Here is a 23210-nt window from a genome sequence, read left to right on the forward strand (position 1 = left end):
TTAAATCATCTTTGATCTCTTCAAATTCTTCAAAGAGTTCATCAATGTTTTGGGTGTTATTCTCTGCTTTCATGGAGCATCCTTGTGAAGTGGTGGAAAATATAAAGCCCATCATGAGGACCAGGGCTAGCCTCAGGGTGGTGCTGGATAGAAAGAATGGGGGCGTCATTGTAGCACACTCCCTCTATCGTGCCGTCAAATAAATTTTGGTGAGTGAGAGTGGCTATTTTTAAGAGCTGATCGGGTACGCAATAATTATGGTTTTGGGCGCTAATTTCAATGCGCTTTGTAGCTAGATTAAGCACGGGGTGATTGCTCCCATGGTGGCCAAATTTAAGTTTATAGGTATTATAGCCATGGGCGATGCTAAGTAGCTGGTGTCCTAGACAAATACCTAAAATAGGGATTTTAGCCTCAATTAGATCGCTAATCTCATAGATAGCATGCTTTAAAAAAAGCGGATCGCCCGGACCATTAGAAATTAAAATCCCGACAATTTCCCCTCTTTTATAAGCCTCTATTAGCGTACTTGCCTTGCTCTCTGGGGAAAAACATAAAGGTTTTAAACCCACCTGTACAAGGCAATTTAAAATATTGCGTTTTACTCCAAAATCTAGCACAGCCACACAGCGCGGGTTATCTTTCTCTTGATATTCTAGGTTTGTAAAGTCAAAATACCCTTGCGTGTGGGGTTTTGTAGGAAAAAAGGGGGGGATAAGATGTTGGGTAGGATTTGAAGCTTGTAAAAGTTTTTGTAACTCTGATTTATCTAGATTATCTGTAGAGATGATAGCTCGCATCGCCCCCTCATCTCTAAGCATTCCAACCAATGCGCGGGTATTAAGTCCACACAGCCCTAAAATCCCCTGTTTTTGTAAAAACGCTCCCAAACTTTGTCTAGCTCTAAAATTAGAATAACAACTAGGATAATTTCGTACCAGAATGCCCGCACAAAAACTATGAGAAGATTCCATGTCCATTTCATTAATCCCCACAACCCCCACCTCAGGGGCGCTAAACACCACAAACTGCCCACAATAACTTGGATCGCTAATGATTTCCTCATACCCGCTCATGGCTGTATTAAACACCACCTCACCCACTACAAGCCCACAAGCCCCAAAACTTTGTGCTTCTAAAAATAACCCGTTTTCAAATAGAATAGTGGCTATAGGAAACCCTTTTTGCGCAATTCTTCCTCATACATGCGATCAAAGACTAGTTCATATTCATCGCTACCCACAGGGAGTTTGCGTTTGTAATTTTTGATTTTCTCGCTCACTTCTAATTCTATGCTCTCATAGAGTTTAGCGTAAGTGTCTATGGATTTAAAAATCACATTGCGGATTAAGTTCTCTGAAACAGAAAACATGAGCAAATCTTCTTCTAAAATTTTTTCTAAAATCTTATGTGAAAGCAGATTGCAACGATCTTCCCAGCCCAATACAAAATCCTCTTTAAGCGCTAATTGTTTTTTAATCATCCAGAAAAGTTGCCGCTCATCCATGCGCATGAATTCTATTTCATCTAAATTTTCCTCTAATAAATCCCGCGCTCTATGATCAATGGCAACTTCTTGATCCACATTTTCTTGTACAACAGAAAGTGTAATTTGGGTGAGGGATTCTAAAGTGCCTTTGAGTTCTAAAAGGGTGGATTGGACTAGATCCTGGGCGATTTTATTGACGATGTAGCGGATGTGGTTTGGTTTTAATCTCATCTGTTGCTCCATCCATAATCTTTAAATTGGGCGTTATTTTAACATAATCTAACAGAAAAATTATTTCTAAAAAGTTGCAGAATTGGCGATTAACTTTGGCATGTTAAAATTTGCGGATTTTTTTACCCACTGCGTGCTAAAGCCCGCAAGTTTAGCTAAAGCGATTAAGGCGCATGTGCTGGCGCATGTGCTAAAGGTTTTGTGCTACAATCGCTAGAGTAAGGGCTCAACTCTAAGAGTAGAGGCCGCTAGATCGCTACTAGCTAGCTAGCCTATGATGATCCTCTCAATCCTCTAGCTTAACGCGCGGGGAGTATGTCAAAGGAGTTAAATGCAGGCGCGTACCTTTTATTTTCTCTTTTCTCTGGCCATTATCGCCATTGTGGCCTTTCCTGTGGGTATTGCAAATTTGATCTTGGGTTTTGTCTACCATGACTCTCCTTGTATTTTATGCTGGGCTGAGCGCCAAAGCATGGTTTATATTGCCCTCTCTGGCTTGTTTATCTTGCGCTATGGGCTTAAACCTAAATACATCGCTCTTATGCTACTTATCATTGTAGGGGGGCTATACCAAAGTTTTTATCATCTAGGCAACCACGCGCTTGAGGATGTAGGGCAAGGGTTTGCGCTCACTATTTTTAGACTACACACCCAATTTTGGGCTGAATTAGTGTTTTGGCTAGCTGCGCTTGTTTTGGGTTCTTTATTATTCTTTGCGCCTAATTTTAATACCCAAGATCACCCCCGCCAACTCACCCGCTCTAATCGTTGGGCTTTTGCTATTTTTAGTGCGCTGGCTGCCTCTAATATGCTCCAAGCTTTTATTTCTACCGGACCTTTTCCCTATTTAGGGCATGGCAATCCCATCCGCTTTTCTTGGAAATTTGCTGAAAATATTTGGAGTACGCAAAGTTGGAATTACATGGGTTTTCCTAGAATTTTTAGCAAACGCATAGTGGACAAACCCATTTTAGCTAACCAAGAATACCCCTTTGATCGCAACTACCACCATGCCCCTATTGTGATTACCAAAGAATTAAGCCTTTTAGAGCAAAGAATCAGCAAATTATCTTTAAATTCTCCGATTAGCGATCTTAACTTTCTAGCCACTTCTGAAAAAAAACAACAACCCAAACAACCCTCTAGTATAACAACGGATTTATTGGGCGGTTTTGGCATAGAAAAACCTATCTCAGAAGGGTGTGCTCCCGCGCTTAAACCCCCACCCTATCATTTTTCCCCAAATGTGTTTGCAGGCAATAATGCTTTGTTTAAAAATGCCTTTTTAATCACTACCCAAAATGAAGGGTTATACATCGTAGATACAACGCTACAAAAGGTCTTGGCACATTTAATCTTAGATAGGCATTATTCTGTAACGGTGGGAAGTCTTGTAGGGGCAAATATGGTAGGCAGCACGATTCGTCTCATGGGCGCTAATAAAAGTAGTGTAGATATACACTACAATCCCAAAGCCCATAATAACTTTCAAAATTTTCTAGTAGGGGCGCATCATTTTGATGAAATTGGCCGTAGCCGTTTGCGTACTAGCCGCGCCTCTACTCACTATATTTTAAGCGCTAGAAGTGATGGTATCCACACTTACATGCTCACAGTCCCTAACAAGTACTACAAAAAACTAATTTTAGTTAGCATGCTCGATCAAGATTTGGGTTTGAGTTCTGAAAGTGTTGTGCAAACTTCTAAACGCACACCTCTTAAAAATAAGCGCACTCTAGGGGAATTTTACATCACAGGGCTTTCTTTTTATCAAGGACGACTCTTTGCGCTCAGTAAGGCCTATAACGCTTTGTTGGTGATTAATCCTTATGATGCCACGATTATAGATGCCTACGGACTACCTAGTGTAATTCAAAACGCTAGCGCCCTAGCCTTCATGGATAACCAGCTCATCATCACCGGCTACTCCAAACACCACGATATTTTTTATACTTTAGATATTTCCAATCTCTCTTTAGATTTACCCCCCGCAGAAAAGCCCACCCTTAAAGCACCCATTTTACAAACGCATGGTTGCTAAGCTTTTCAAAAAGAGCGTAGCGCTCTGCATCGCTACTCACCACTAAGGAGAGTTTCATGCTGGTGTATTTGCCCTGAGCGCTAGTGTTTTTAGTATAAACTTGGTATTTAAGATTTTCTAAGAGGTGGGGTAATTCCTCTAAAAGAGCTTTTGGCTTGTCTGTAATAAGGCTATACTCCCACAAGCAAGGGTAGGTAATGGTTGCTTTATGCGTAGAATCCATGCAAAATCTCTAAAAAAGAATCAGGAATACTAGCCGGCCTTTTAGTGGATAAATCAATAAAGCCTAGTTTAATTTGCATGCTAAAAAGCAACATGGGTTTATTTTCTAGCCTTAAAATCTCTTGCTGTAAACTTAAGCTTACTTTTTTAAGTACAATGGGTTTTGTGATCACTTCTAAAAAATCCCCTAAAAGTGCTGGGGCTATAAAGTCTGCTTGCAAGCTTTTAATCACAAACCCATATCGTTCATTTTGTGGGGTGGTGTTAGCTTGAAAGAAAATTTCACTCCTAGCTCTCTCGCAGTACTTAAGATAGTTAGCATGGTAGACAAAACCCGTGCTATCTGTATCCTCGTAATAAACTCTTAATTGCATGCGCTCCCCTATTAAGGTTAGATCAGGCCATGTTTTTGTAAAGATATGGTAAACCTTAATGATTATCATGCTAGAATGCATACTTTTTTTATCATTCCACCAAGAAAGGAGATTTAGGTGCATAGCTTTTCGAGATTGGGTTTTGTGTTAGCCGCTTTAGGAAGCTCGATAGGCTTAGGGCATATTTGGCGCTTTCCTTACATGGCTGGAACTAGTGGAGGGGGCGGGTTTGTGATTTTATTTTTAGTTCTTGCGCTCACCGTCGGGCTTACCATGCTCATTGCTGAAATGGTGATTGGGCAAAGCACCCAAAAAGATGTCGCCTCCGCCTTTGATGCACTCGATCCACACCCTAATAAAAGGCGCTGGAAATATGCAGGTTTGATGCTCTTTACAGGGCCTATTATCTTAACTTTTTATTCTATTGTCTTAGGCTGGGTGTTTTATTATTTATTTGTCGTGAGTTTTAACTTGCCCACAGATGTTAAAACTTCAGAACAAATTCTTAATCATCTCCTAGAAGACTCTATTCTCAAACAACTAGCTGGTTTTAGCTTGACTTTATGGCTTACTGCTTGGATTGTTTCTAAGGGAATTAAGGACGGGATTGAAAAACTTAATTTTGTTTTAATGCCCTTGTTATTTATTATCTTTATTGGCTTATTAATCTATGCAAGTACGCAAAATTCCTTTGGTAAAGCTTTAGATTTCATGTTTGGTATCCGTTTAGCAGACATTAATCAAAAAGTCTTTGTAAACGCCTTAGGTCAAGTTTTCTTTGCGCTTAGTTTAGGCATTGGGATTAATATCGCTTATGCCTCCTCTACCCACCACAAGCAGGATTTACTCCAAAGCGCAATTTGGGTGGTTTTACCCGGTATTTGTATTTCTCTCATCGCTGGTTTAATGATTTTTACCTTTGTCTTTGAATACGGGGCTAACCCTTCACAAGGTGCAGGCCTTATTTTTGTCTCTTTACCGGTGGTCTTTTCTAAAATGGGAGTGATAGGAAGCGTGGTTTCTATTCTTTTCTTAGCTGCCCTAGCTTTTGCAGGCATCACCTCTACCATTGCTCTATTAGAACCTCCCGTGCGCTATTTAGTGGATAAAAACTATTCACGCACAAAAGCTACTTGGCTTGTTACGCTAGGGATTTTCCTTGTGGGTGTACTTTTAATTCTTTCTTTGAATAAAACTTACAAACCCCATTTGAGTTTTTTCAATAAAGATCTCTTTGATTTGACAGATTTTTTCTCTACCTCTATTTTAATGCCTTTATGGGGGCTAGTCTCGGTTATCTTTGTAGGCTGGGTTGTGAGTAAAACTAAACTCTATGCAGTGAGTTTGCACTTTCTGAGCAAACAGGTGTTTTTAATATGGGTGTTTCTTTTAAAATACATCGCTCCTTTGGTTATTCTCATTATTTGGGTGGTTAAACTCATCCAAGGTTAGGAGGTAAAATTTGGGTTTTTCAAGACTCGGATTTATTTTAGCCACTTTGGGTAGTTCAATTGGGTTAGGGCATATCTGGCGCTTTCCTTACATGGCAGGTAGCAATGGTGGGGGGGCTTTTGTTTTGCTGTACTTGGGTTTAGCTTTAAGTTTGGGCATTGCTATGTTGCTAGTAGATATGATCATTGGAAACTTGGGGCGTAAAGATGTTGTATCTTGTTATGAGCATCTCAACACCAAGCACAAAAAAGTTTGGCGTTTTAGCGCCATTTTTTTATGCACAGGCCCTATGATCCTATCCTTTTACACGGTTGTACTAGGCTGGGTATTTTATTATCTTGTTAAAGTTAGTTTTCATTTACCTAGCTCTTTAAAAGCTTCTAAAGCCTTATTTACACATCTTAGCACTGTAGATTTATTTTGGCCAATTTTAGGCTTTAGTTTATGGTTATGGCTCACTGTTTATATCGTCTCTAAGGGCATTAAAGAGGGGATTGAACGCCTAAGCTTATATCTCATGCCTCTTTTATTTTTGGTTTTTATCGGACTTTTAATTTATGCCATGTCCATGCCAAGTTTTCATGAAGCTTTGCATTACATGTTTGTCTTTGATAGTAGCAAGATCACCATGCAGGTTTTAATTAGCGCGCTAGGGCAAATGTTTTTTTCCTTGAGTTTAGGCGTGGGAACTATTGCCACCTATGCTGCTTTTACTAAGTCTGATGAGAATTTATTGGGGAGTTCTTTATGGGTGGTTTTGCCCGGCATTGCTATTTCTCTCATTGCTGGCTTAATGATCTTTACTTTCGTTTTTAATTTCCATGGCAAACCCTCACAAGGGGTGGGTTTAGTTTTTATTTCTCTACCACTTGTATTCCACCAAATGGGATTAGCAGGCTCTATTGTAGCCCTCTTATTCTTTTTGGCCTTGATTTTTGCAGGCATCACCTCTACCGTTTCTATCGTTGAGCCTACTGTTTTATATTTAATGCACCATTTTAAGTGGAATCGCACCCAAGCATGTTGGTTTGTTGGTTTATTAACCTATATTTTAGGTCTATTAGTTATTCTATCTGGTTGTAAAGATTATGCATCAATCCTTACTTTTGGAGGCAAGAATATTTTTGCTTGGATGGATTTTATCACCTCTAGCATACTCATGCCTTTGGGTGGGTTGTTTTCTGTGATCTTTTTAGGTTATTTCATGGATAAAAAACGCATTTACAAATCTAGTAAACGCTTTTTGAGTCGCTTGGGTTTTTTAGTGTGGTTTTTTGCGGTGCGCTTTGTTGCACCTGTGGTTGTCTTTTTAATTTTAGTTTTGCAATTTAGCAAAAATGCGTAGAATTGCACTAGCATTTGTTTTGCTAGCTACGCTCAAGGCAGACTTTCTTAACCCACAAATTAAAAAGGACGATGATCCTATTTCTACAAATTTTTACAAACCTTGGTACTACAATCTCAAAAACAGCTGGGAGGTCGCACCAAGAAGACCTAAAAAGCACAATATCCTTATAGAATTTGCCAAAAAATACCTAGACATCATGGAATATAGGGGAACTTATTTTCTACCCCTTTATTATAGCTTCACCCCTATTTATCAGTGGTATCACCCGGATATTAATCGCTACCAACCTGTAGATTTTAAATTCCAAATTAGTTTTAAAGTGCCTGTAATTCACCATTTCCTCTACACAAAAGGCACACTTTATTTAGCCTATACTGAAACTAACTGGTTTCAAATCTATAATAACCCCCAAAGCGCGCCCATGCGCATGGTTAACTATATGCCCGAGCTTATCTATATTTATCCGCTTAAAATCCCGCTTTTTAAAAAGAGTTGGGGGACTTTTAGCGAGTTTTGGATCGGTTGGCAACATATTTCTAATGGTATTGGGGGCAGACAATGTTATCAGCCCTATGCCAATGGCAACGCTTTAGGGGCTTTTCCGGGAAATCCGGTAACGGTTATTAAAGAAGATGGCCAAAGAGTGTATGAGGGGGGGTGTCGCTCTGTGAGCGCGGGTCAGCGCCCTGTGTTTCACTTGGTTTGGCAAAAGGGCGGGTTAAAAATCAATGTGGCTTACTGGCCTTATATCCCTTATAACCAATCTAACCCTGATTTGATTGCCTACATGGGTTATGGCAATGCCCTAGTGGATTATCGTAGAGGTAGACATCATTTTGAACTTAGACTCTATGATATTTTTACAGATTATTGGCGCTACAGGCGTTGGCATGGAGCGATTCGCATAGGCTATACCTTTAGGATTAGCCGCTTTGTAGGGCTTTATTTGCAGTATTTTAACGGCTATGGAGATGGGCTTTATGAGTATAATGTCTTTTCTAACCGCTTTGGGGTGGGCATCCGCCTTAACCCCTAGATTGTAAATACTCCTTTACATTTTCAATCGTGGCCACAATGAGTTTTTTGATTGAATCCCCATAACCCCATGCGATGTGGGGTGTGAGTAAAAGCTTAGATTGGATACTTTTATCTAAAAAAGGGTGATTAGCCACCATAGGCTCTTTTTCTAACACATCTGTGGCGTAGTAAAAGTTTTGTTCTTTAAGAGCCTTAGCCACCTCCTCCTCATTAACAATCCCACCCCGCCCCACATTAATCAAAATAGCTCTTTCTTTAAGAAGCTTAAGTTCTTTGGTGCGGATTAAATTATGGGTTTGATCGTTGAGGGGGGCGTGGATAGAGATCACATCGCTTTCTTGCAACAGAGTTTCTAGGGGCTTTTGCGGGTAAGTATTATCGCTATTGCGCCCACTAGTAGAGGTATAGCTCACATACGCGCCAAAACTCTTTGCAATACGCGCCACATTTTTACCAATCGCTCCAAGCCCAATAATCCCCCATTGCCTATTTTCTAAAGAGATTAAATCTTTATTAAAATGGGTAAAAATCTCACTTTTGCAATACTCCCCACTCTTGCAGTAGTGATCGTAATAGGCCATATTAGAAAGTAGGCTCAAAGCCAAAGCAAAAGTATGCATAGTAACGCTATGGGTAGAATAACCAGCGACATTTTTAATTTGTATGCCTAACTCTTTTGCTACAGCGTGATCGATCATATTTGTACCCGTCGCGGTGATACAGATACACTTGAGTTTGGGAAGAGATTTTAAGGTTTGCCCATCTAGCGGGACTTTATTTAAAATCACAATCTCAGCCTCTTTACAGCGCTCCAGCACCAAATCCTGAGAAGTTCCCGGATAAGAGATGAGCTCTACAAACTCAGCCAAAGCGTCTAACTTATTTTTACGCCCTAGAGAAAGCGCCTCTAGTACAACAGCTATAGGTTTCATTGTTCAAAAATAACCGTGCTAGGATTAATATCATTGCCATAAATAGGCTTAAGCGTGGTGTTATATGCCTCCTTCATAAAACCACTTTTAGTAAGCTTGTCTATTTCTTGATCGAGCCAATCTAATAAAGTCTTATCGCCCTTTTTCACCGCTGGAGCAATCACATCTTGCTCGCCTAAATTAGGAATGCCCACTTTAAATTCGGGGTTTTGCTTCACCCATGCAAATAAAAGCGTATTATCATGTGCTAAGGCTATCCCGCGGTTATTTTTAAGGGCTAAGAAGGTTTCGGTATTTTGATCGTATTTAAGCAGGTGGATAGAAGGATAATTTCTAGAGAAGTAAAAATCTGCTGTCGTGCCTTTATTGACAATCAAAGGTTGATTTTTGCTCTTCAGATCAGCAACGCTTTTAATAACCCCATCTTTAGACACCACGCCTAAAGCCACTTTCATATAAGGCTTAGCAAAATCCACTACCGCCTCTCTCTCTTTGGTTTTGGTAAAATTAGCCATGATCACATCTACCTTATTGGCCTTTAAAAACTCCACCCGCGCAGCCGCTTCAACGGGTATAAACTGGATTTTCTTTGCATCACCTAACAGGTCCTTAGCTATCTGTTTAGCAATGTAAACATCAAAACCTTGGTATTGCCCCTTGCTATCTACAAAGCCAAAGGGGGGCTTATCGCTAAAAACGCCTACTCTTAATATTCCTCTCTCTTTGATAGCAGAAAGCCCCTCTTGAGCTTTGGATTTGTGATCAGAACACCCAACTAAGAAGAGCGCTACCAAAGCGCTAAAAACTCCAAAGAACTTTAAGAATGCACGCATACAAAACTCCTTGCGAAATTGCCCAGTCTAACAGCAAAAAACTAACAAGCACCTAAAAAATTAAAAATTTCTAAAAATTTCTGTGCCCGTTCAGATTGAGGTGAAGTGAAAAATTCCTGTGGGGGGGCTTGCTCTACCACTTGTCCTTGATCAAAAAATACAATGCGCTCAGCTACTTTTCTAGCAAACTTCATTTCATGGGTTACAATGATCATACTCATTCCCTCACTGGCTAGCTCTAAGATCACATCTAACACTTCTTTAACCATTTCTGGATCGAGTGAGGCGGTTACTTCATCAAAAAGCATCACCTCCGGCTCCATGCACAGCGCCCGGACAATGGCCACTCTTTGTTTTTGCCCCCCGCTAAGCTCCCTTGGGTAGGCTTGTCTTTTGTGTTCTAATCCCACACGTTTTAAAAGAGTAATGGCCTTTTCTTCTACTTCCTCTTTAGCGCGCTTTTGAACTTTTAAAGGACCTAGCAAAATATTTTGTAAGACGCTTAAATGCGGGAAAAGCTCATAACTTTGGAAAACCATGCCGATGTGTTGGCGGATTTGATTCCAATTTGTCTTAGGCGCGCTAATTTCTAGCCCCTTAAAAAAGATCGAACCTCCCTGTATGGGTTCTAGCCCATTTAAACAGCGCAGAAAAGTACTTTTACCACAGCCACTAGGCCCTAAAATCACCACCGCCTCGCCTTTTTGCAATCTAAAATCAATGCCATTAAGCACGACATGTTCTGCATAGGTTTTTTTAAGTTGTTTGGTTTCCAAAATTGGCATATTAGCCCCTGTGGTATTTTTTCTCTAGCCACTTGCTCAAACAAGAGAGCGGATAGCAAAGCATGAAGTACACCACAAAAATCCAGCCATAGACATAAAAACTCGCATGGGGCATTTTAAAGAGATTGACTTCAATCATTTGTTGGCCTACTTTTAATAAATCTATCGCACCGATTAAAGATACAAGCGAGGTGGTTTTGATCATGCGGGTAAAAAGATTGACACTAGAGGGTAAAAGGGCAAGAAAAGCCTGAGGGAAGAGAATAAAAAAGGTAATTTGCAAAGGTTTTAAGCCTAGAGCCTTTGCGCTATAGGTTTGATGCGGGCTAATAGAGGTGAGCGCGCCTCTGGTTAAATCCATCATTTCAGCTACGCCCCACACACTAAAAACCGCCACGCTAGCAACCTCCGCGCTAATGTGTAAGTTAAACCATGCAGAAAGTCCAAAATACACCACAAAGAGCCAAACAAGCAAAGGGATAATGCGCACGCTCTCCAAATACAAATGGCATAAAAAGCGCACAGATTTAGTACAAAAAGCCATCACAACCCCCATTAAAAGCCCCCCGATAATAGAAATAACAATGGAAAACAGGGCGATAAATAGCGTGGTTTTTAAACCTTCAAAGAGACGGGCTAGATTATCAGGCTCTAATAAAAATAAACTTTCTAACATGCTCTATTTTTACAAAATGTGAAGTAGTTATTTTCTATGTGTTTGGAATAAATTACTTTATAGGGCGCGGTTTTCTCTTGCATGCCCATAGCATTAAAACCTCTTTTAAAAGACTTACCCGAGTAGATCACAAATTCCCTTTAAGCCAAGAGAAGTATAACTTTTCAGTAAAAGGATAAACGCGCTCTTATTATCTAGGATATTTAAAAGGGCTGCGATCACACTATAAACCTCTAAAAATCTCTTTACAAAAGAATTTTGTAACAAGAGAATAAATAACCAGCGCAGGATTTTTACATGTTTAAAAAGCAAGCAAACCCCTACCATGTTTTTTTCTTATAAAATTGCTCAAGGGTTCTAAAAAGTAGGCTCAAAGGCAATAAAACCACCAAGTAAGTTAAAACCAAGAGGATGAGCGCCTCTGTGGTTTTATAATAAATGCCTATGAGATCCTTAGCCACAAACATCACATCTGTTAAAGCAATGGCGCTTACAACGGAGGTTTCTTTTAATAGAAAAATCACATTTGCACCTAAAGAGGGTAAAGAGATGGCTAGACTTTGTGGGAGCAAGACATAATAAAGACTTTGTAAGCGATTCAATCCCAAACTTAAAGCCGCCTCTATTTGCACTTTAGGCAGGGCCTTTAAACCTAGTAAAAAACTCTCTGCCATATAAGCCCCACCTAGAAAAGAAAGCCCGATAATCGCACATTGCATGGCACTTAAAGAAAAACCAATTTCTTTTAAGCCGTAGTAAAGAAAGAAAAGCTGGATAAGCAGGGGGGTATTTCTAGCTATCTCTACATATACCCGCGCACAGAGCGCAAGAAAAGGTGTTTTAAAAAACAATAAAAGCGCTACTAAAAAACCTAGTAGAGTTGCGCCTAAAATCCCAAAAAAGGCAATTAAAAGGCTGATTTTTAAACCCTGCACAAAAACAGGGATTGCATGCAACATAAAAGACCAATCAAGCTCCAAGCTACACCCCTTAGCCCCTCAAAATTTCAGGAGCATATAGGGTTGTGCTTAAAATAAGCTTATAAACTAAAGGACTCCATGAGATGAAAATTCATATAGCGATAAATTTCGGCTTTACGCGCCTCTAGTTTGTCAGCCACAAGTTCTAAATATTCGCTAGAAGTGGGGATTTTACCCAGTAGCGCACACACCGCGCCTAATTCAGCACTGCCTAAATACACCTGCGCACCCTTGCCCATGCGGTTATCAAAGTTGCGGGTGGAGGTAGAAAACACCACCGCATTATCGCGCACCCGTGCTTGATTGCCCATGCACAAACTACAGCCCGGAACCTCAGTCCGTGCCCCAGCAGCCCCAAAGATAGCAAAATAACCCTCTTGTGTGAGCTGTTTTTCATCCATTTTAGTAGGAGGCACGATCCAAAGGCGGATAGGCGAAGCCCCCGCACCTTTTACAATCTCCCCAAAGGCTCTAAAATGCCCAATATTAGTCATGCAACTCCCGATAAAGACCTCATCAATTTTATGGGGTCGTTTGGGATTATTGAGCACTTCGCTAAGTGTAGCCACATCATCTGGATCATTAGGGCAGGCTAAAATAGGCTCTTTAATCTCATTTAAATCAATTTCAATCACCGCAGCGTACTCAGCATCTGCATCGGGTTCAAGTAAAACTGGGTTATTAATCCAGCTTTGCATTTTTTGTGCTCGCCTCCTTAGAGTTTCTTGGTGTTCATAGCCATTGACAATCATTTGCTCAATGAGTTTGATATTAGAGCTTAGATATTCAATAATAGGCTCTTTATTCAAGCGCACAGTACAAGCTGCCGCGCTTCTTTCTGCACTAGCATCGCTAAGCTCAAAAGCCTGCTCAATTTTAATATCACCCAGCCCCTCAATCTCTAAAATCTTACCATTGAAAATATTCTTCTTGCCCTTTTTTTCCACAGTGAGCAAACCTTGTTTGATCGCATAGTAGGGAATGGCATTTACAAGGTCTCTAAGCGTAATGCCCGGTTGCATCTCTCCTTTAAAGCGCACGAGTACAGATTCAGGCATGTTTAAGGGCATGGTCCCAGTTACGGCTGCAAAGGCTACAAGCCCGCTACCAGCTGGAAAACTAATCCCAAGAGGGAAACGGGTATGGCTATCCCCACCAGTGCCTAAGGTATCCGGTAAGCCCATGCGATTAAGCCAAGAGTGGATAATCCCATCTTTAGGGCGTAAAGCTACCCCGCCTCTACTCGTGAAAAACTGCGGCAAAGTGGATTGTAAGCGCACATCAGAGGGTTTTGGATAAGCTGCCGTGTGGCAAAAAGACTGTAATACAAAATCTGCCTCAAAATGCAGGCTAGCTAATTCCTTGACTTCATCGCGTGTCATCGCTCCTGTTGTATCCTGACTACCTACAGTGCTAGCAAGCGGTTCACAATACTCCCCCGGTCGCACGCCCTCTACTCCGCAGGCTTTCCCTACGATTTTTTGGGCTAGAGTGTAGCCTTTTGTGCTTTCTTTGGGTTGTTCTGGTTTAGCAAAGACATCAGAGGGGGGGAGGTTTAAGAATTTACGCGCCTTGTTCGTTAGAGAGCGCCCAATAATTAGAGGGATACGCCCCCCCGCGCGGTATTCATCAGCTAGAGTGGTGGGTTCTAATTTAAACGAGCTAACCACCTTGCCCTCTTTACAGATTTCACCCTTATAAGGATAGACCTCAATAATATCTCCCTCTTTTAAATCCTTCACATCTGCGACTATGGGCAAAGCCCCACTATCCTCACAAGTGGCAAAGAAAATAGGCGCAACCACTCCCCCAATGACCACACTCCCCGTTCTTTTATTGGGTACATAAGGAATATCTTTCCCAAAATGCCACATAATGGAATTAGTCGCGCTTTTGCGTGAACTACCTGTACCCACTACATCGCCCACATACACCACCGGCACGCCTTTAGATTTGATATTTATTAAGCGTTCTTGGTAATTTTCTATGCGATTTTTAAGCATGGCATTTGCATGCAAGGGAATATCGCTACGGGTAAAGGCATCGCTAGCTGGGCTTAAATCATCGGTATTAGTTTCCCCATCAATTTTAAGTACGCACAGCTCTAGTTTTTCGGGTAAAGCCGGTTTATTTAAAAACCATTCAGCCTCAGCCCAAGATTTTAAGACCTCTTGAGCAAGAGCGTTAGTTTGGCTTAGTTCAGCGATGATCTCAAAAGAGTTATAAACAAGCAAAGTTGCCTTAAGGGCATTACAAGCGGCCTTAGCAATTTCTGTATCGCTACTTTGCAAGGCTTCAATGAGAGGCGCAACATTATAGCCCCCAAGCATAGTTCCTAGATACTCTACCGCCTCTAAAGGGCTAAAATGTGCACATTCTACTTTTTTGCTCACAAGATTGCCTAAAAATTCTGCTTTAACCTTTGCTCCCTCATCTACACCCGGGCTCACACGATGGATTAATAAATCCTTAGCCTCGTTGCACTCTGCTTTATCATTAGAGTACAAAAGGATATTGACCACTCTTTCTACTTGTTCTGCGTTTAAGGGCAAGGGAGGGATATGCTCCCTAGCGCGCTCCCGCGTGATTTGTTGGTATTCTTGTAAAAAATTCAACATATCAACTCCTTCTAGGTTTATCTTAGTAGTATATAACAACTCGGTTATTTTTTTGCCATGTCTAAAAGATTATTAAGTAAGGTTGTGTATGCGCTTTGGAAAAATTGATTATTTAAACCTACTTCCCTTTGATGTTTTTATTAAGGCCTACCCCACACCCTCTCATTTCAAGCAGTTTTTAAACCACAAAAAAACCTATCCGGCTAAACTCAACCGCGATTTTCTTTTTAAACGCATTGATGCGGGTTTTATCTCCTCTATTGCTGGTTTTAATTCTTGGCGTAAAAGACAAGTTACCCCCTGTGGCATTATTGGAGAAAAACAAGTGTTAAGTGTTTTAGTGGTACAAACTGCGCCTAAAATGGATAGCCAATCAAATACCTCTAATGCTCTTTGCCAAATTCTTGGGCTTAAGGGGCAGGTTTTAATCGGGGATAAAGCCCTGCGTTTTTATTACAAAGAAGGGAATAAGCCAAATTTTATAGACATGGCCACCTGCTGGTATCAACAAAAAAAATTGCCCTTTGTATTTGGCCGTTTTTGTTTCCAATCTCATAACTCTTTTTACCAAACCCTAGCCCGCGCCTTTTATGCTAAAAAGATCAAGATTCCTTTTTATATTTTAGAGCAAAGGGCGCGTGTGAGCCAGCTAAAGCGCTTACAGATTTTAGAGTATCTTAAGCATATTAAATACCGCTTGCGCGCTAAAGAGGAGTTTTCTTTGCGTTGTTTTTATCGCGAGTTGCGCCTTAAAAGAATTAAGGGACCCCGTCGTTTTTAAAGCTAGTATACATCCACTCCCCATACCACCCCAAAAAGCCTAGCAAATAAAACGACCAACGGGCTTCATTATAGCGCTCTGTTTGAAATAAAATAGGCGCACTTAATAAAAACACTAAAATCCCGGCTACTAGTACCAATAAATTAGCGTATTCATAAAGCCCAAAATACTCTTTATGTCTAGCAAGTAAAACTAACAATAACACTAGTCCAAGACAAAAGAGAAACCAATCTAGCCATGCTTGCAGGCTATGGGTTAAAAAATAAGTCTGCAGAGCGCTAGCAAAAAGAGTAACCAAACAGGTATTAAGAGAGGGGGCAAAAAGAATCAGATATTTGTTTTTAAATTTCTTACTTCTGAAATGAAACCAGATCATTCCTAGTAAAAAAAATGCAAGATAGAAAAAGAATGCGAATAAAAAAGCAGGAGTAGGGATAGGAGGGATAAAGCATAGGTATATAAAGAGTACCCCCCCGATAAATGCCACGATTTGGGGAATGAGTGCGCGGTTTTTATGCCATGCACAAAGTACTAGATAGATCAAAGACATGAATACACCACAGATATAAAGAAAAGGAATTAGGGGGCGGTAAAAGTGTTTATTAAAGATATTAAAGAGTTGCGTAAAATCATGGGCAAAGGTAGAGAGCAGTAAAGAAAGGCTTGTGATGACAAAGAGGATAAAGAAAATTGAGGAAAACACCACTTTGTAAAGATTGATTTTTTGCATGAGAATCAATAATTTTTACTAATAAAACTTTGCACACCATCGGCAATCCCTCTTGCTAAAGCCTGTTGGTAGCGTTTATCCTGAATGCGTTTAGATTCTTTAGGATTGGAGTTATAGCCAATTTCAATGAGCACTGAGGGCATTAAAGCCCCAGCTAACACCCAAAAAGGCCCCTCTCTAACGCCCCCATCTACGACATCTTTATAGCGTTGGCGCAACCTGTTTAAAATCCCAAACTGAATATCAATGGCTAATTTATTAGAAATAATGAGGCGCTGGGAATTAAGCGAATTTAAAAAGGAGAGTTTAGAAAAATAATCCATGACTTTTACATCATCTTGGTTTTCTTGCTCCGCCACTTTACGCGCCCTTTCACTGCGGGCTGTGGAGAGAAAATAGGTTTCTACACCTTGTGGATTGGTGTTGCTGTGCTTGGGGATAGAATTAGCATGGATAGAGATGAAAAGATCGGCGTTTTTGTTATTGGCAAATTCAGTACGCGTCTTTAAATCCACATAGATATCTTGGTTACGAGTCATGTAAACTTGATAGGCGCGGTTTTGGAGTTCTTGTTGGAGATATTTAGCCACCGCCAGTACAATACGCTTTTCACACACACCATTAACGCCCATTGCCCCACAATCATGCCCGCCATGCCCGGGATCGATCACGACTTTAAAGCGCTTGGTTTTTTTTAAGGGAGGGTTTTTAAAAGGAGGTTTAGATTGAGCAATTAAAAATTCTTCTAGGAAAATATAAAGATGATTATGGGTTAGTTTAAGGCGATAGGCCATGTTTTTGTGGATATTAATCCACACTTTAACTAATTTTCCAGAGGTAATTTTAATAGAGGTTTGGTTGGCAAAATGGTAGTTTCTAGGAGCAGGCATGAGTTTAGCATGGATTTGTAAAAGAGCTTTAAAGCGATTAAGCGCTATTTCTTTAAAAACACTGCGCTTAATATCTTGGTTAAAGCTAATGCGCAGATTGCTAACACCAAAGGGGACAACCTCTGTAATTTTAAGAACATGGGCATAAAGCCCTACTTGTAATAATAAGCAGACTAAAAAATAGCGCACCCATTCAATCCAAAATCAGCTCTTGCACGAGTTCATGCACACTGATAATTTTTTCAATCCTATACCCATTAGCTCCCGTAAAATATAGGCCTTCTGTGCGATTACCTTGATGGGCACGGCCTAATCCATCGGCAATACAGTAGCCTACTTTTCTAGCCTCCTCACCGCGGTTACAAGGACTTACACAGTTACTCACACAAGCAATTCTAGGCGCATTACCCTCTTTAATGCGCTCAAGTACACCAGTGTTAATAGCACGGGCTGGATAGCCTACGGGGGATTTGATGAGTACAATATCCTCTTTCTTCAAAGAGGGTAGAATCTGCGCATAGACTTTAGCATCACATTCTTTGGTGCCCAAAAAGCGCGTGGCCATTTGTACCCCACTTGCACCCAAAGAGAGCATTTTATTAATGTCTTTACGATCCCAAATACCCCCGGCTGCGATAATAGGGATATTCCCCCATTCTTTGCTAGCCTCTACAATGCCGGGGACTAAATTTTCTAACTGGAATTCCTCTTTAAAACAATCCTCGTATTTAAACCCCTGATGTCCCCCACTTAAAGGGCCCTCTACAATCACCGCATCCGGGATTTTTTTATAACGCGCACTCCAGCGTTTACAAATAATGTGCAAAGCCTTAATAGAGGAGATGATAGGTACAAGGGCTACGCTGGGAAAATCTTTGGTAAATTCGGGCATGTTAGTGGGTAGCCCGGCTCCGGTAATAATTACATTAGCCCCCGCTTCGCAAGCATCGCGCACCACCCGCCCGTATTCATTAATCGCATGCAAGATATTAGCCCCTAGCGGATTAGACCCACAGATTTTACGGGCATTTTTAAAGATTTCTATCAAAGCCTGCTTGGAGTAAAAATTAAGAGCCTCAAAAGGCTTTTTGGCTACGATTTTTTCTACAAAGCGCATGTTTTTATAATAACCCGTGCCTACGGCTGAGATCACACCTAAAATCCCTTCTTTAGCGGCATTCCCGGCTAGTTCATCCCAGCTAATTCCAACCCCCATGCCCCCTTGAAAAATGGGGTATTTAAGAATGTGTTTACCGATTTTAAGCGGTTTGAGTGTGGAGATCATGTACGCTCTTTAGGCAATGATAGCCCGTATAAATTTTCTCTTGCCCACTTGCACAACATAGCTCCCTTTAGAAAATTGGTACTGTTCATCTAAGATCACAACTTGATTAATACGCACTCCACCAGCTTTAATATCCCGTCTAGCCTGTGAGGTTGAAGGGCTTAGCCCCGCATTTTTAAGCAGTGCCGCAATCCAAACCCCTTCGCTAAATTGCATCTGTATAAGCTCGCTAGGGATTTGTTTATGGCTGATGCGATCAAATTCTGCTTTGGCTTCTTGAGCCTGTTTTAAAGAGTGTAAACGGGTTGTGATTTCTAGGGCTAGTTCTTCTTTGATTGCTTTAGGGTGTAATTTTTCTTCTTGTACGCCTTGTTTTAAAAGGGCGATTTGTTGGCTTGTTTGTGCGCTTAAAAGCTCGTAATAACGCCACATCAAATCATCGCTAATGCTTAGCAGTTTGGCATACATCTCTTTTGGATTCTCATTTATACCAATATAATTACCCAAACTCTTGCTCATCTTATGCACCCCATCAAGTCCTTCAAGTAAGGGCATGGTCAACACGCTTTGTTCCTTAGAAAGCCCATAAGATCGCTGTAAAAACCGCCCCACCAATAAATTAAACTTTTGATCATTACCCCCTAATTCTATATCACATTCTAAAGCCACCGAGTCATAACCTTGTAAAAGCGGATACATGAACTCCACCACGCTAATGGGCTTATTCTCTTTATAGCGTTTCTCAAAATCATCGCGCTCAAGCATTCTAGCTACTGAGAATTTAGAAGTCAAGACAAGCAACCCTTCTGCCCCTAGTGGCTTTAACCATGCACTATTAAAACACACATCGGTTAAATCTGGATCTAGAATTTTAAACACTTGTTCTTTATAAGTCTTGGCATTTTCTAACACCTCCTCAAAGCTTAAAATCTTGCGCGTTTCGCTCTTGCCACTAGGATCGCCTATAGTAGCGGTAAAATCCCCGATTACAAACTGCACCCGTGCGCCGTGTTTTTGCAAAGTAGCTAGTTTATTAAGTAAAACCATATGCCCTAAATGCAAATCTGGAGCGGTGGGGTCAAATCCGGCCTTAGCGCTGAAACGATTACCTGTGTTATAAAATCTCTCTACAAGGCTTTGTAAATATTCTAAGCCAATGCATTCTCCCATGCCCCTTGTGATGTCTGCCATAGCGTGTTTGAGTTCCATTTGCATCCTTTAATCCTGATAAGCGTCTTTAAGACTGGAAAATTCCCCTAGTCTTTCTTGATACTTGCGCATGACAATATCCTTAAACGCCCTCACTTCTTTAGCATTGTATTCAAATAGAATTTCACAATGGGAGGAAAAATTATCCCGGTAACCGCGGTAGTGGACTCCCACAATATGGCAATCGTTTTTGATTAAAAAAGTTAGAAGATGCAACAATGCTTCTTTTGTGTTGCTAACATGGATAATAATTTTATAAATCTCTTTACTTCTCTTGCTCCACTCAATAAAAACCATAGGCAAACCAAGATCAATATCTAGCCCGCCTTGTTTGCATAGTTTATGGTGTACCACAACCTTATGATCTTTATAATTTGGCATGATAGCCATAATTTCATCTTGGTATTTAGGGTGGCAACAATCATTAAACACCACCTGTTTAACATGCACATGGGGATTTGTATAGATAATGAAATTTTCTAAATCACATCTTTTAAGCCCAACAGAGGGCAAAGGCCTATTTAAAATCCGTGTGAAGCGAAACTGCATTAAATTTTTCATCACAAAGCCAAAAAGGCGTTGTTCGCTCCGTGTGTGCTGTGCTATCTGCGGGACCTTTGCTTGGATTTCTTCAACTAATTTTCTCACCCCATCAATGCTTTTCATCGCCTCACTCAAACTACACTCCACCCCATGCTCGGCTAACTTTTTTTCAAAGAGCAAATACTGCTTAGCCCCCATATCAGCCTCAAAAATCGGGGATTCAAAAATGGAGTTGAGGATATTAATCATGCTTTTAGAGTCAATCTCTTTAATTTGGTTTTTGCGCTGGAGTTTAAGATGGCTTTTGGCCCTAGAAGTGCGTAGCTGGTTAATCCAAGTAAAGCGCGGGATACTCTTTTTACCCTTAATAATTTTAACCACATCGCCACTTCTGAGTTCTTGATTAAGCAAGGCTTTTTTATTATTCACAAAAGCCTCTTTAGCCTTATCGCCTAATTCGCTATGAATCATATAGGCAAAATCTAAAACAATAGCCCCAGCTGGTAAAGTGTAATTATCCCCACTGGGTGAAAAGACCGTGATGTCCTCGCGGTATAAATCATTTTGTACTAAATCATAAAATTCTCTAGGATTGTCTTTATTATCCTCGCTTTGGTATTTAAGGTTGTGTAGCCATTTAAGACTCTCTGGCTCTGCGCCTCCGGCTTTATACTTCCAATGCGCTGAATTGCCATACTCTGCGCCCATGTGCATATCAAAGGTGCGGATTTGTACCTCATAAATGGAGGATTCATCAAAAATAGTGGTGTGTATGGTTTGGTAGCCATTTTCCTTAGGCAAAGCAATGTGATCCTTAAAACGCGAAACAATGGGTTTAAAACGCAAATGTACAATGCCCAAGATTTTATAGCATTCTAAAGGTGTATGCACCAAAACACGGACTGCCATTAAATCTAAAATTTCATCTTTATTCACCGCTCCCTTGCGCTGCATTTTTAAAAAGATAGAATAAGGGCGTTTAATACGGGTGGTGATTTGAAAATCTGTTTCTAAAAACCCAGCTTCAAAAAACATTTTTTCAAGCTTGCTAGCAAATTGATTAAGCTTAAGGGAAAGGGCTTGTTTGCTTTTGTTTAAATAAGACTGGATACTTTGATATTCTTGAGGGTAAATATAATAAAAACTTTTATCTTCTAATTCGTTTTTAATAGAGGACATGCCCAAACGGCTAGCAATGGGGGCATAAACGGCCAAAGTTTCTTTAGAGATGCGGATTTGTTTATCCCGACTCAAAGCATCAAGAGTTAAAATATTGTGTAACCGGTCGCTAATTTTAACCACCAAAGCCCTAGGATCTTTAATAGCACTCACTAGAATTTTTCTAAAAGTAAGAGCAGAAGTTACAAGTCTAGGGTTTTGGGGATCAAAAGCTAGCTCTTCTTTGCGGATTTCTGTAATTTTAGTCAAGGCATCTACTAAATTGGCTACATCTTCTCCAAAGAGTTCTACAATTTGTCCAATTTCACATGGTGTATCCTCCACCACATCGTGCAATAAAGAAGCACAAATCATTGCCTCATCGCCCCCACAAAAGGCCACAATACAAGCCACACAAATAGGATGCGTGATATAAGGGCCTCCTCCCTTTCGCATTTGTCCTTGGTGGTAGTGCGTGGCTAGATCGAGTGCTTGGGCGATCTTGGGAGTGATAGAGGTGGTGTTTTTTAAAACATCAATAGCTTCACTGGGCCCAGAAACTTCCTTAAGCAGTTCTAGAATTTCAAGCAGACCACCATAAGGATGAGTCTTAGTATCTTTCATCAATGCGATCTAGACTAATTTTTCCCTCTGCAATTTCAAGAATAGCAATATCTGTTGGTTTATGGGTTTTAATATCCATCGCCACTAAAGGCCTTGTACCCGCTCCTAGTTGTCTAACCCGAGAAAAGATGAGGTTAGATAAAATATAGCGATCTCCATTAACTCTTTCTAGTGCCTTAGCTACAATTTCTTCTGTTCTCAAATGTGTCCTTTATGATTGGGTTATTTATTTGACCATAGAAAAAACGCCCTTTTGATCCTTGATCACATGCAAAAGATTACCTTGCTTAAACATGTTACACACGACAATGGGCAGTTGGTTATCTTTGGCTAGAGAAATGGCGGTATCATCCATCACCTCAATATTGCCAATTAATGCCTCGTTATAACCAATAACATCAATTTTTTTAGCGTCTTCAAATTTGTTAGGGTCTTTATCATAAATGCCATCTACTTTAGTGGCCTTGACAATTAAATCTGCTCCAATTTCAATGGCTCTAAGCGTAGCGGCGGTGTCTGTTGTAAAAAAAGGATTACCGGTTCCAGCAGCAAAGATAACAAGCCGCCCTTTTTCTAAATGCCTAATGGCTTTGCGGTAAATATAAGTTTCACACACTTCTTTAATTTCTACCGCACTTTGTACCCGTACATCTAAACCCATATGCTCAAGGGCTTCTTGCATGGCAACTGCATTAATCACTGTGGCTAACATGCCCATATAATCCCCGCTTGTGCGCCGAATAATGCCTCCCTTAGCCGCACTCACTCCCCTGATAATATTGCCTCCTCCAATCACAATCCCCACTTCAATACCGTGATCGGCTAGTGTTTTAATTTCTTTGGCAATATAACTTAGAATTTGAATATCAATCCCAAAATTGCTTTCTCCGGCCAAAGCTTCGCCTGAAAACTTAACCAATACGCGCTTTTTAGAATGTGTTTTATTCTGCATAAATCCCGCTTACCTTTGT

The 23210-nt window shown here is 40.6% G+C and carries 23 protein-coding genes; 5 read left to right on the forward strand and 18 right to left on the reverse strand.

Annotated elements, in window-relative coordinates; all coding sequences use genetic code 11:
- Positions 1 to 56: 56 nt before the first annotated feature.
- Positions 57 to 1172, reverse strand: a complete 1116-nt coding sequence (gene carA / locus G6Q06_RS00005) for a glutamine-hydrolyzing carbamoyl-phosphate synthase small subunit (protein WP_163565473.1) — start codon at positions 1170 to 1172, stop codon at positions 57 to 59.
- Positions 1169 to 1720, reverse strand: coding sequence for a DUF507 family protein (locus G6Q06_RS00010; protein WP_163533137.1), 552 nt, complete (start codon positions 1718 to 1720; stop codon positions 1169 to 1171). Before G6Q06_RS00010 ends, carA begins: the two co-directional genes overlap by 4 nt.
- 331 nt (positions 1721 to 2051) lie before the next feature.
- Here G6Q06_RS00010 and G6Q06_RS00015 point away from each other — a divergent pair, with 331 nt between their 5' ends.
- On the forward strand, positions 2052 to 3761 hold the full coding sequence (locus tag G6Q06_RS00015; RefSeq protein WP_163565332.1) for a disulfide bond formation protein B: 1710 nt from the start codon (positions 2052 to 2054) through the stop codon (positions 3759 to 3761).
- Here G6Q06_RS00015 and G6Q06_RS00020 read toward each other — a convergent pair.
- Positions 3727 to 3984, reverse strand: coding sequence for an HP0495 family protein (locus tag G6Q06_RS00020; protein WP_034376752.1), 258 nt, complete (start codon positions 3982 to 3984; stop codon positions 3727 to 3729). The genes G6Q06_RS00015 and G6Q06_RS00020 overlap by 35 nt on opposite strands.
- On the reverse strand, positions 3968 to 4357 hold the full coding sequence (locus tag G6Q06_RS00025) for a YbgC/FadM family acyl-CoA thioesterase (RefSeq protein WP_205435680.1): 390 nt from the start codon (positions 4355 to 4357) through the stop codon (positions 3968 to 3970). The genes G6Q06_RS00020 and G6Q06_RS00025 overlap by 17 nt, the downstream gene beginning before the upstream one ends.
- Positions 4358 to 4474: 117 nt before the next feature.
- Between G6Q06_RS00025 and G6Q06_RS00030 the strand changes: the two genes are divergently transcribed.
- From G6Q06_RS00030 to G6Q06_RS00040, 3 genes are read left to right on the forward strand one after another with little or no spacing between them, the layout of a single operon-like run.
- Entirely contained in the window at positions 4475 to 5809 is a 1335-nt protein-coding gene (locus G6Q06_RS00030; protein WP_163533134.1) for a sodium-dependent transporter, read from the forward strand.
- A gap of 10 nt (positions 5810 to 5819) precedes the next feature.
- Positions 5820 to 7154, forward strand: coding sequence for a sodium-dependent transporter (locus tag G6Q06_RS00035; RefSeq protein WP_163565333.1), 1335 nt, complete (start codon positions 5820 to 5822; stop codon positions 7152 to 7154).
- The gene (locus G6Q06_RS00040) at positions 7147 to 8193 is read left to right on the forward strand and encodes a phospholipase A (protein WP_163533132.1); all 1047 of its coding nucleotides are present in this window, start codon (positions 7147 to 7149) and stop codon (positions 8191 to 8193) included. Before G6Q06_RS00035 ends, G6Q06_RS00040 begins: the two co-directional genes overlap by 8 nt.
- Here G6Q06_RS00040 and G6Q06_RS00045 read toward each other — a convergent pair.
- From G6Q06_RS00045 to acnB, 7 genes are all read right to left on the reverse strand, one after another.
- Entirely contained in the window at positions 8183 to 9127 is a 945-nt protein-coding gene (locus G6Q06_RS00045) for a D-2-hydroxyacid dehydrogenase (protein WP_163565334.1), read from the reverse strand. The genes G6Q06_RS00040 and G6Q06_RS00045 overlap by 11 nt on opposite strands.
- Positions 9124 to 9960 (reverse strand): cysteine ABC transporter substrate-binding protein, encoded by an 837-nt coding sequence (locus G6Q06_RS00050; protein ID WP_163533130.1) that lies wholly within the window; start codon positions 9958 to 9960, stop codon positions 9124 to 9126. Before G6Q06_RS00050 ends, G6Q06_RS00045 begins: the two co-directional genes overlap by 4 nt.
- Before the next feature lie 41 nt (positions 9961 to 10001).
- Positions 10002 to 10745 (reverse strand): amino acid ABC transporter ATP-binding protein, encoded by a 744-nt coding sequence (locus tag G6Q06_RS00055; protein ID WP_163565335.1) that lies wholly within the window; start codon positions 10743 to 10745, stop codon positions 10002 to 10004.
- Position 10746: 1 nt separating this feature from the next.
- Positions 10747 to 11421, reverse strand: coding sequence for an amino acid ABC transporter permease (locus G6Q06_RS00060; RefSeq protein ID WP_163565336.1), 675 nt, complete (start codon positions 11419 to 11421; stop codon positions 10747 to 10749).
- Positions 11415 to 11552: a hypothetical protein gene (locus tag G6Q06_RS00065; protein WP_163565337.1), complete on the reverse strand. Its 138-nt coding sequence runs from the start codon at positions 11550 to 11552 to the stop codon at positions 11415 to 11417. Before G6Q06_RS00065 ends, G6Q06_RS00060 begins: the two co-directional genes overlap by 7 nt.
- A gap of 189 nt (positions 11553 to 11741) precedes the next feature.
- The gene (locus tag G6Q06_RS00070; protein WP_163565338.1) at positions 11742 to 12401 is read right to left on the reverse strand and encodes an amino acid ABC transporter permease; all 660 of its coding nucleotides are present in this window, start codon (positions 12399 to 12401) and stop codon (positions 11742 to 11744) included.
- A 59-nt stretch (positions 12402 to 12460) separates the two neighbouring features.
- Positions 12461 to 15019 carry a bifunctional aconitate hydratase 2/2-methylisocitrate dehydratase gene (gene acnB, locus G6Q06_RS00075; protein ID WP_163565339.1) on the reverse strand — a complete coding sequence of 853 codons (2559 nt, stop codon included), beginning with the start codon at positions 15017 to 15019 and terminating at the stop codon, positions 12461 to 12463.
- A gap of 88 nt (positions 15020 to 15107) precedes the next feature.
- Between acnB and G6Q06_RS00080 the strand changes: the two genes are divergently transcribed.
- The gene (locus tag G6Q06_RS00080; protein WP_163533124.1) at positions 15108 to 15800 is read left to right on the forward strand and encodes an MqnA/MqnD/SBP family protein; all 693 of its coding nucleotides are present in this window, start codon (positions 15108 to 15110) and stop codon (positions 15798 to 15800) included.
- Here G6Q06_RS00080 and G6Q06_RS00085 read toward each other — a convergent pair.
- The 7 genes from G6Q06_RS00085 to pyrH are packed head-to-tail and all read right to left on the reverse strand — an operon-like array spanning position 15778 to position 23191.
- On the reverse strand, positions 15778 to 16530 hold the full coding sequence (locus G6Q06_RS00085) for a hypothetical protein (protein ID WP_163565340.1): 753 nt from the start codon (positions 16528 to 16530) through the stop codon (positions 15778 to 15780). The two genes, G6Q06_RS00080 and G6Q06_RS00085, sit on opposite strands and share 23 nt — an antisense overlap.
- A 5-nt stretch (positions 16531 to 16535) precedes the next feature.
- A complete protein-coding gene (locus G6Q06_RS00090) occupies positions 16536 to 17618 on the reverse strand; it encodes an N-acetylmuramoyl-L-alanine amidase family protein (protein ID WP_163565475.1) in 1083 nt (360 codons plus the stop codon).
- Positions 17614 to 18705 carry a nitronate monooxygenase gene (locus G6Q06_RS00095; RefSeq protein WP_163533122.1) on the reverse strand — a complete coding sequence of 364 codons (1092 nt, stop codon included), beginning with the start codon at positions 18703 to 18705 and terminating at the stop codon, positions 17614 to 17616. The genes G6Q06_RS00090 and G6Q06_RS00095 overlap by 5 nt, the downstream gene beginning before the upstream one ends.
- Positions 18706 to 18714: 9 nt before the next feature.
- Positions 18715 to 19920: a tyrosine--tRNA ligase gene (tyrS, locus tag G6Q06_RS00100; protein WP_163565341.1), complete on the reverse strand. Its 1206-nt coding sequence runs from the start codon at positions 19918 to 19920 to the stop codon at positions 18715 to 18717.
- 3 nt (positions 19921 to 19923) lie between these two features.
- A complete protein-coding gene (locus G6Q06_RS00105) occupies positions 19924 to 22239 on the reverse strand; it encodes a RelA/SpoT family protein (RefSeq protein WP_205435682.1) in 2316 nt (771 codons plus the stop codon).
- Positions 22226 to 22441: a DNA-directed RNA polymerase subunit omega gene (locus tag G6Q06_RS00110; protein ID WP_006564029.1), complete on the reverse strand. Its 216-nt coding sequence runs from the start codon at positions 22439 to 22441 to the stop codon at positions 22226 to 22228. The genes G6Q06_RS00105 and G6Q06_RS00110 overlap by 14 nt, the downstream gene beginning before the upstream one ends.
- 24 nt (positions 22442 to 22465) lie before the next feature.
- A complete protein-coding gene (gene pyrH / locus G6Q06_RS00115; protein WP_006564028.1) occupies positions 22466 to 23191 on the reverse strand; it encodes a UMP kinase in 726 nt (241 codons plus the stop codon).
- Positions 23192 to 23210: the final 19 nt, after the last annotated feature.

This window comes from Helicobacter suis (assembly GCF_902196135.1).
GTDB lineage: Bacteria > Campylobacterota > Campylobacteria > Campylobacterales > Helicobacteraceae > Helicobacter > Helicobacter suis_A.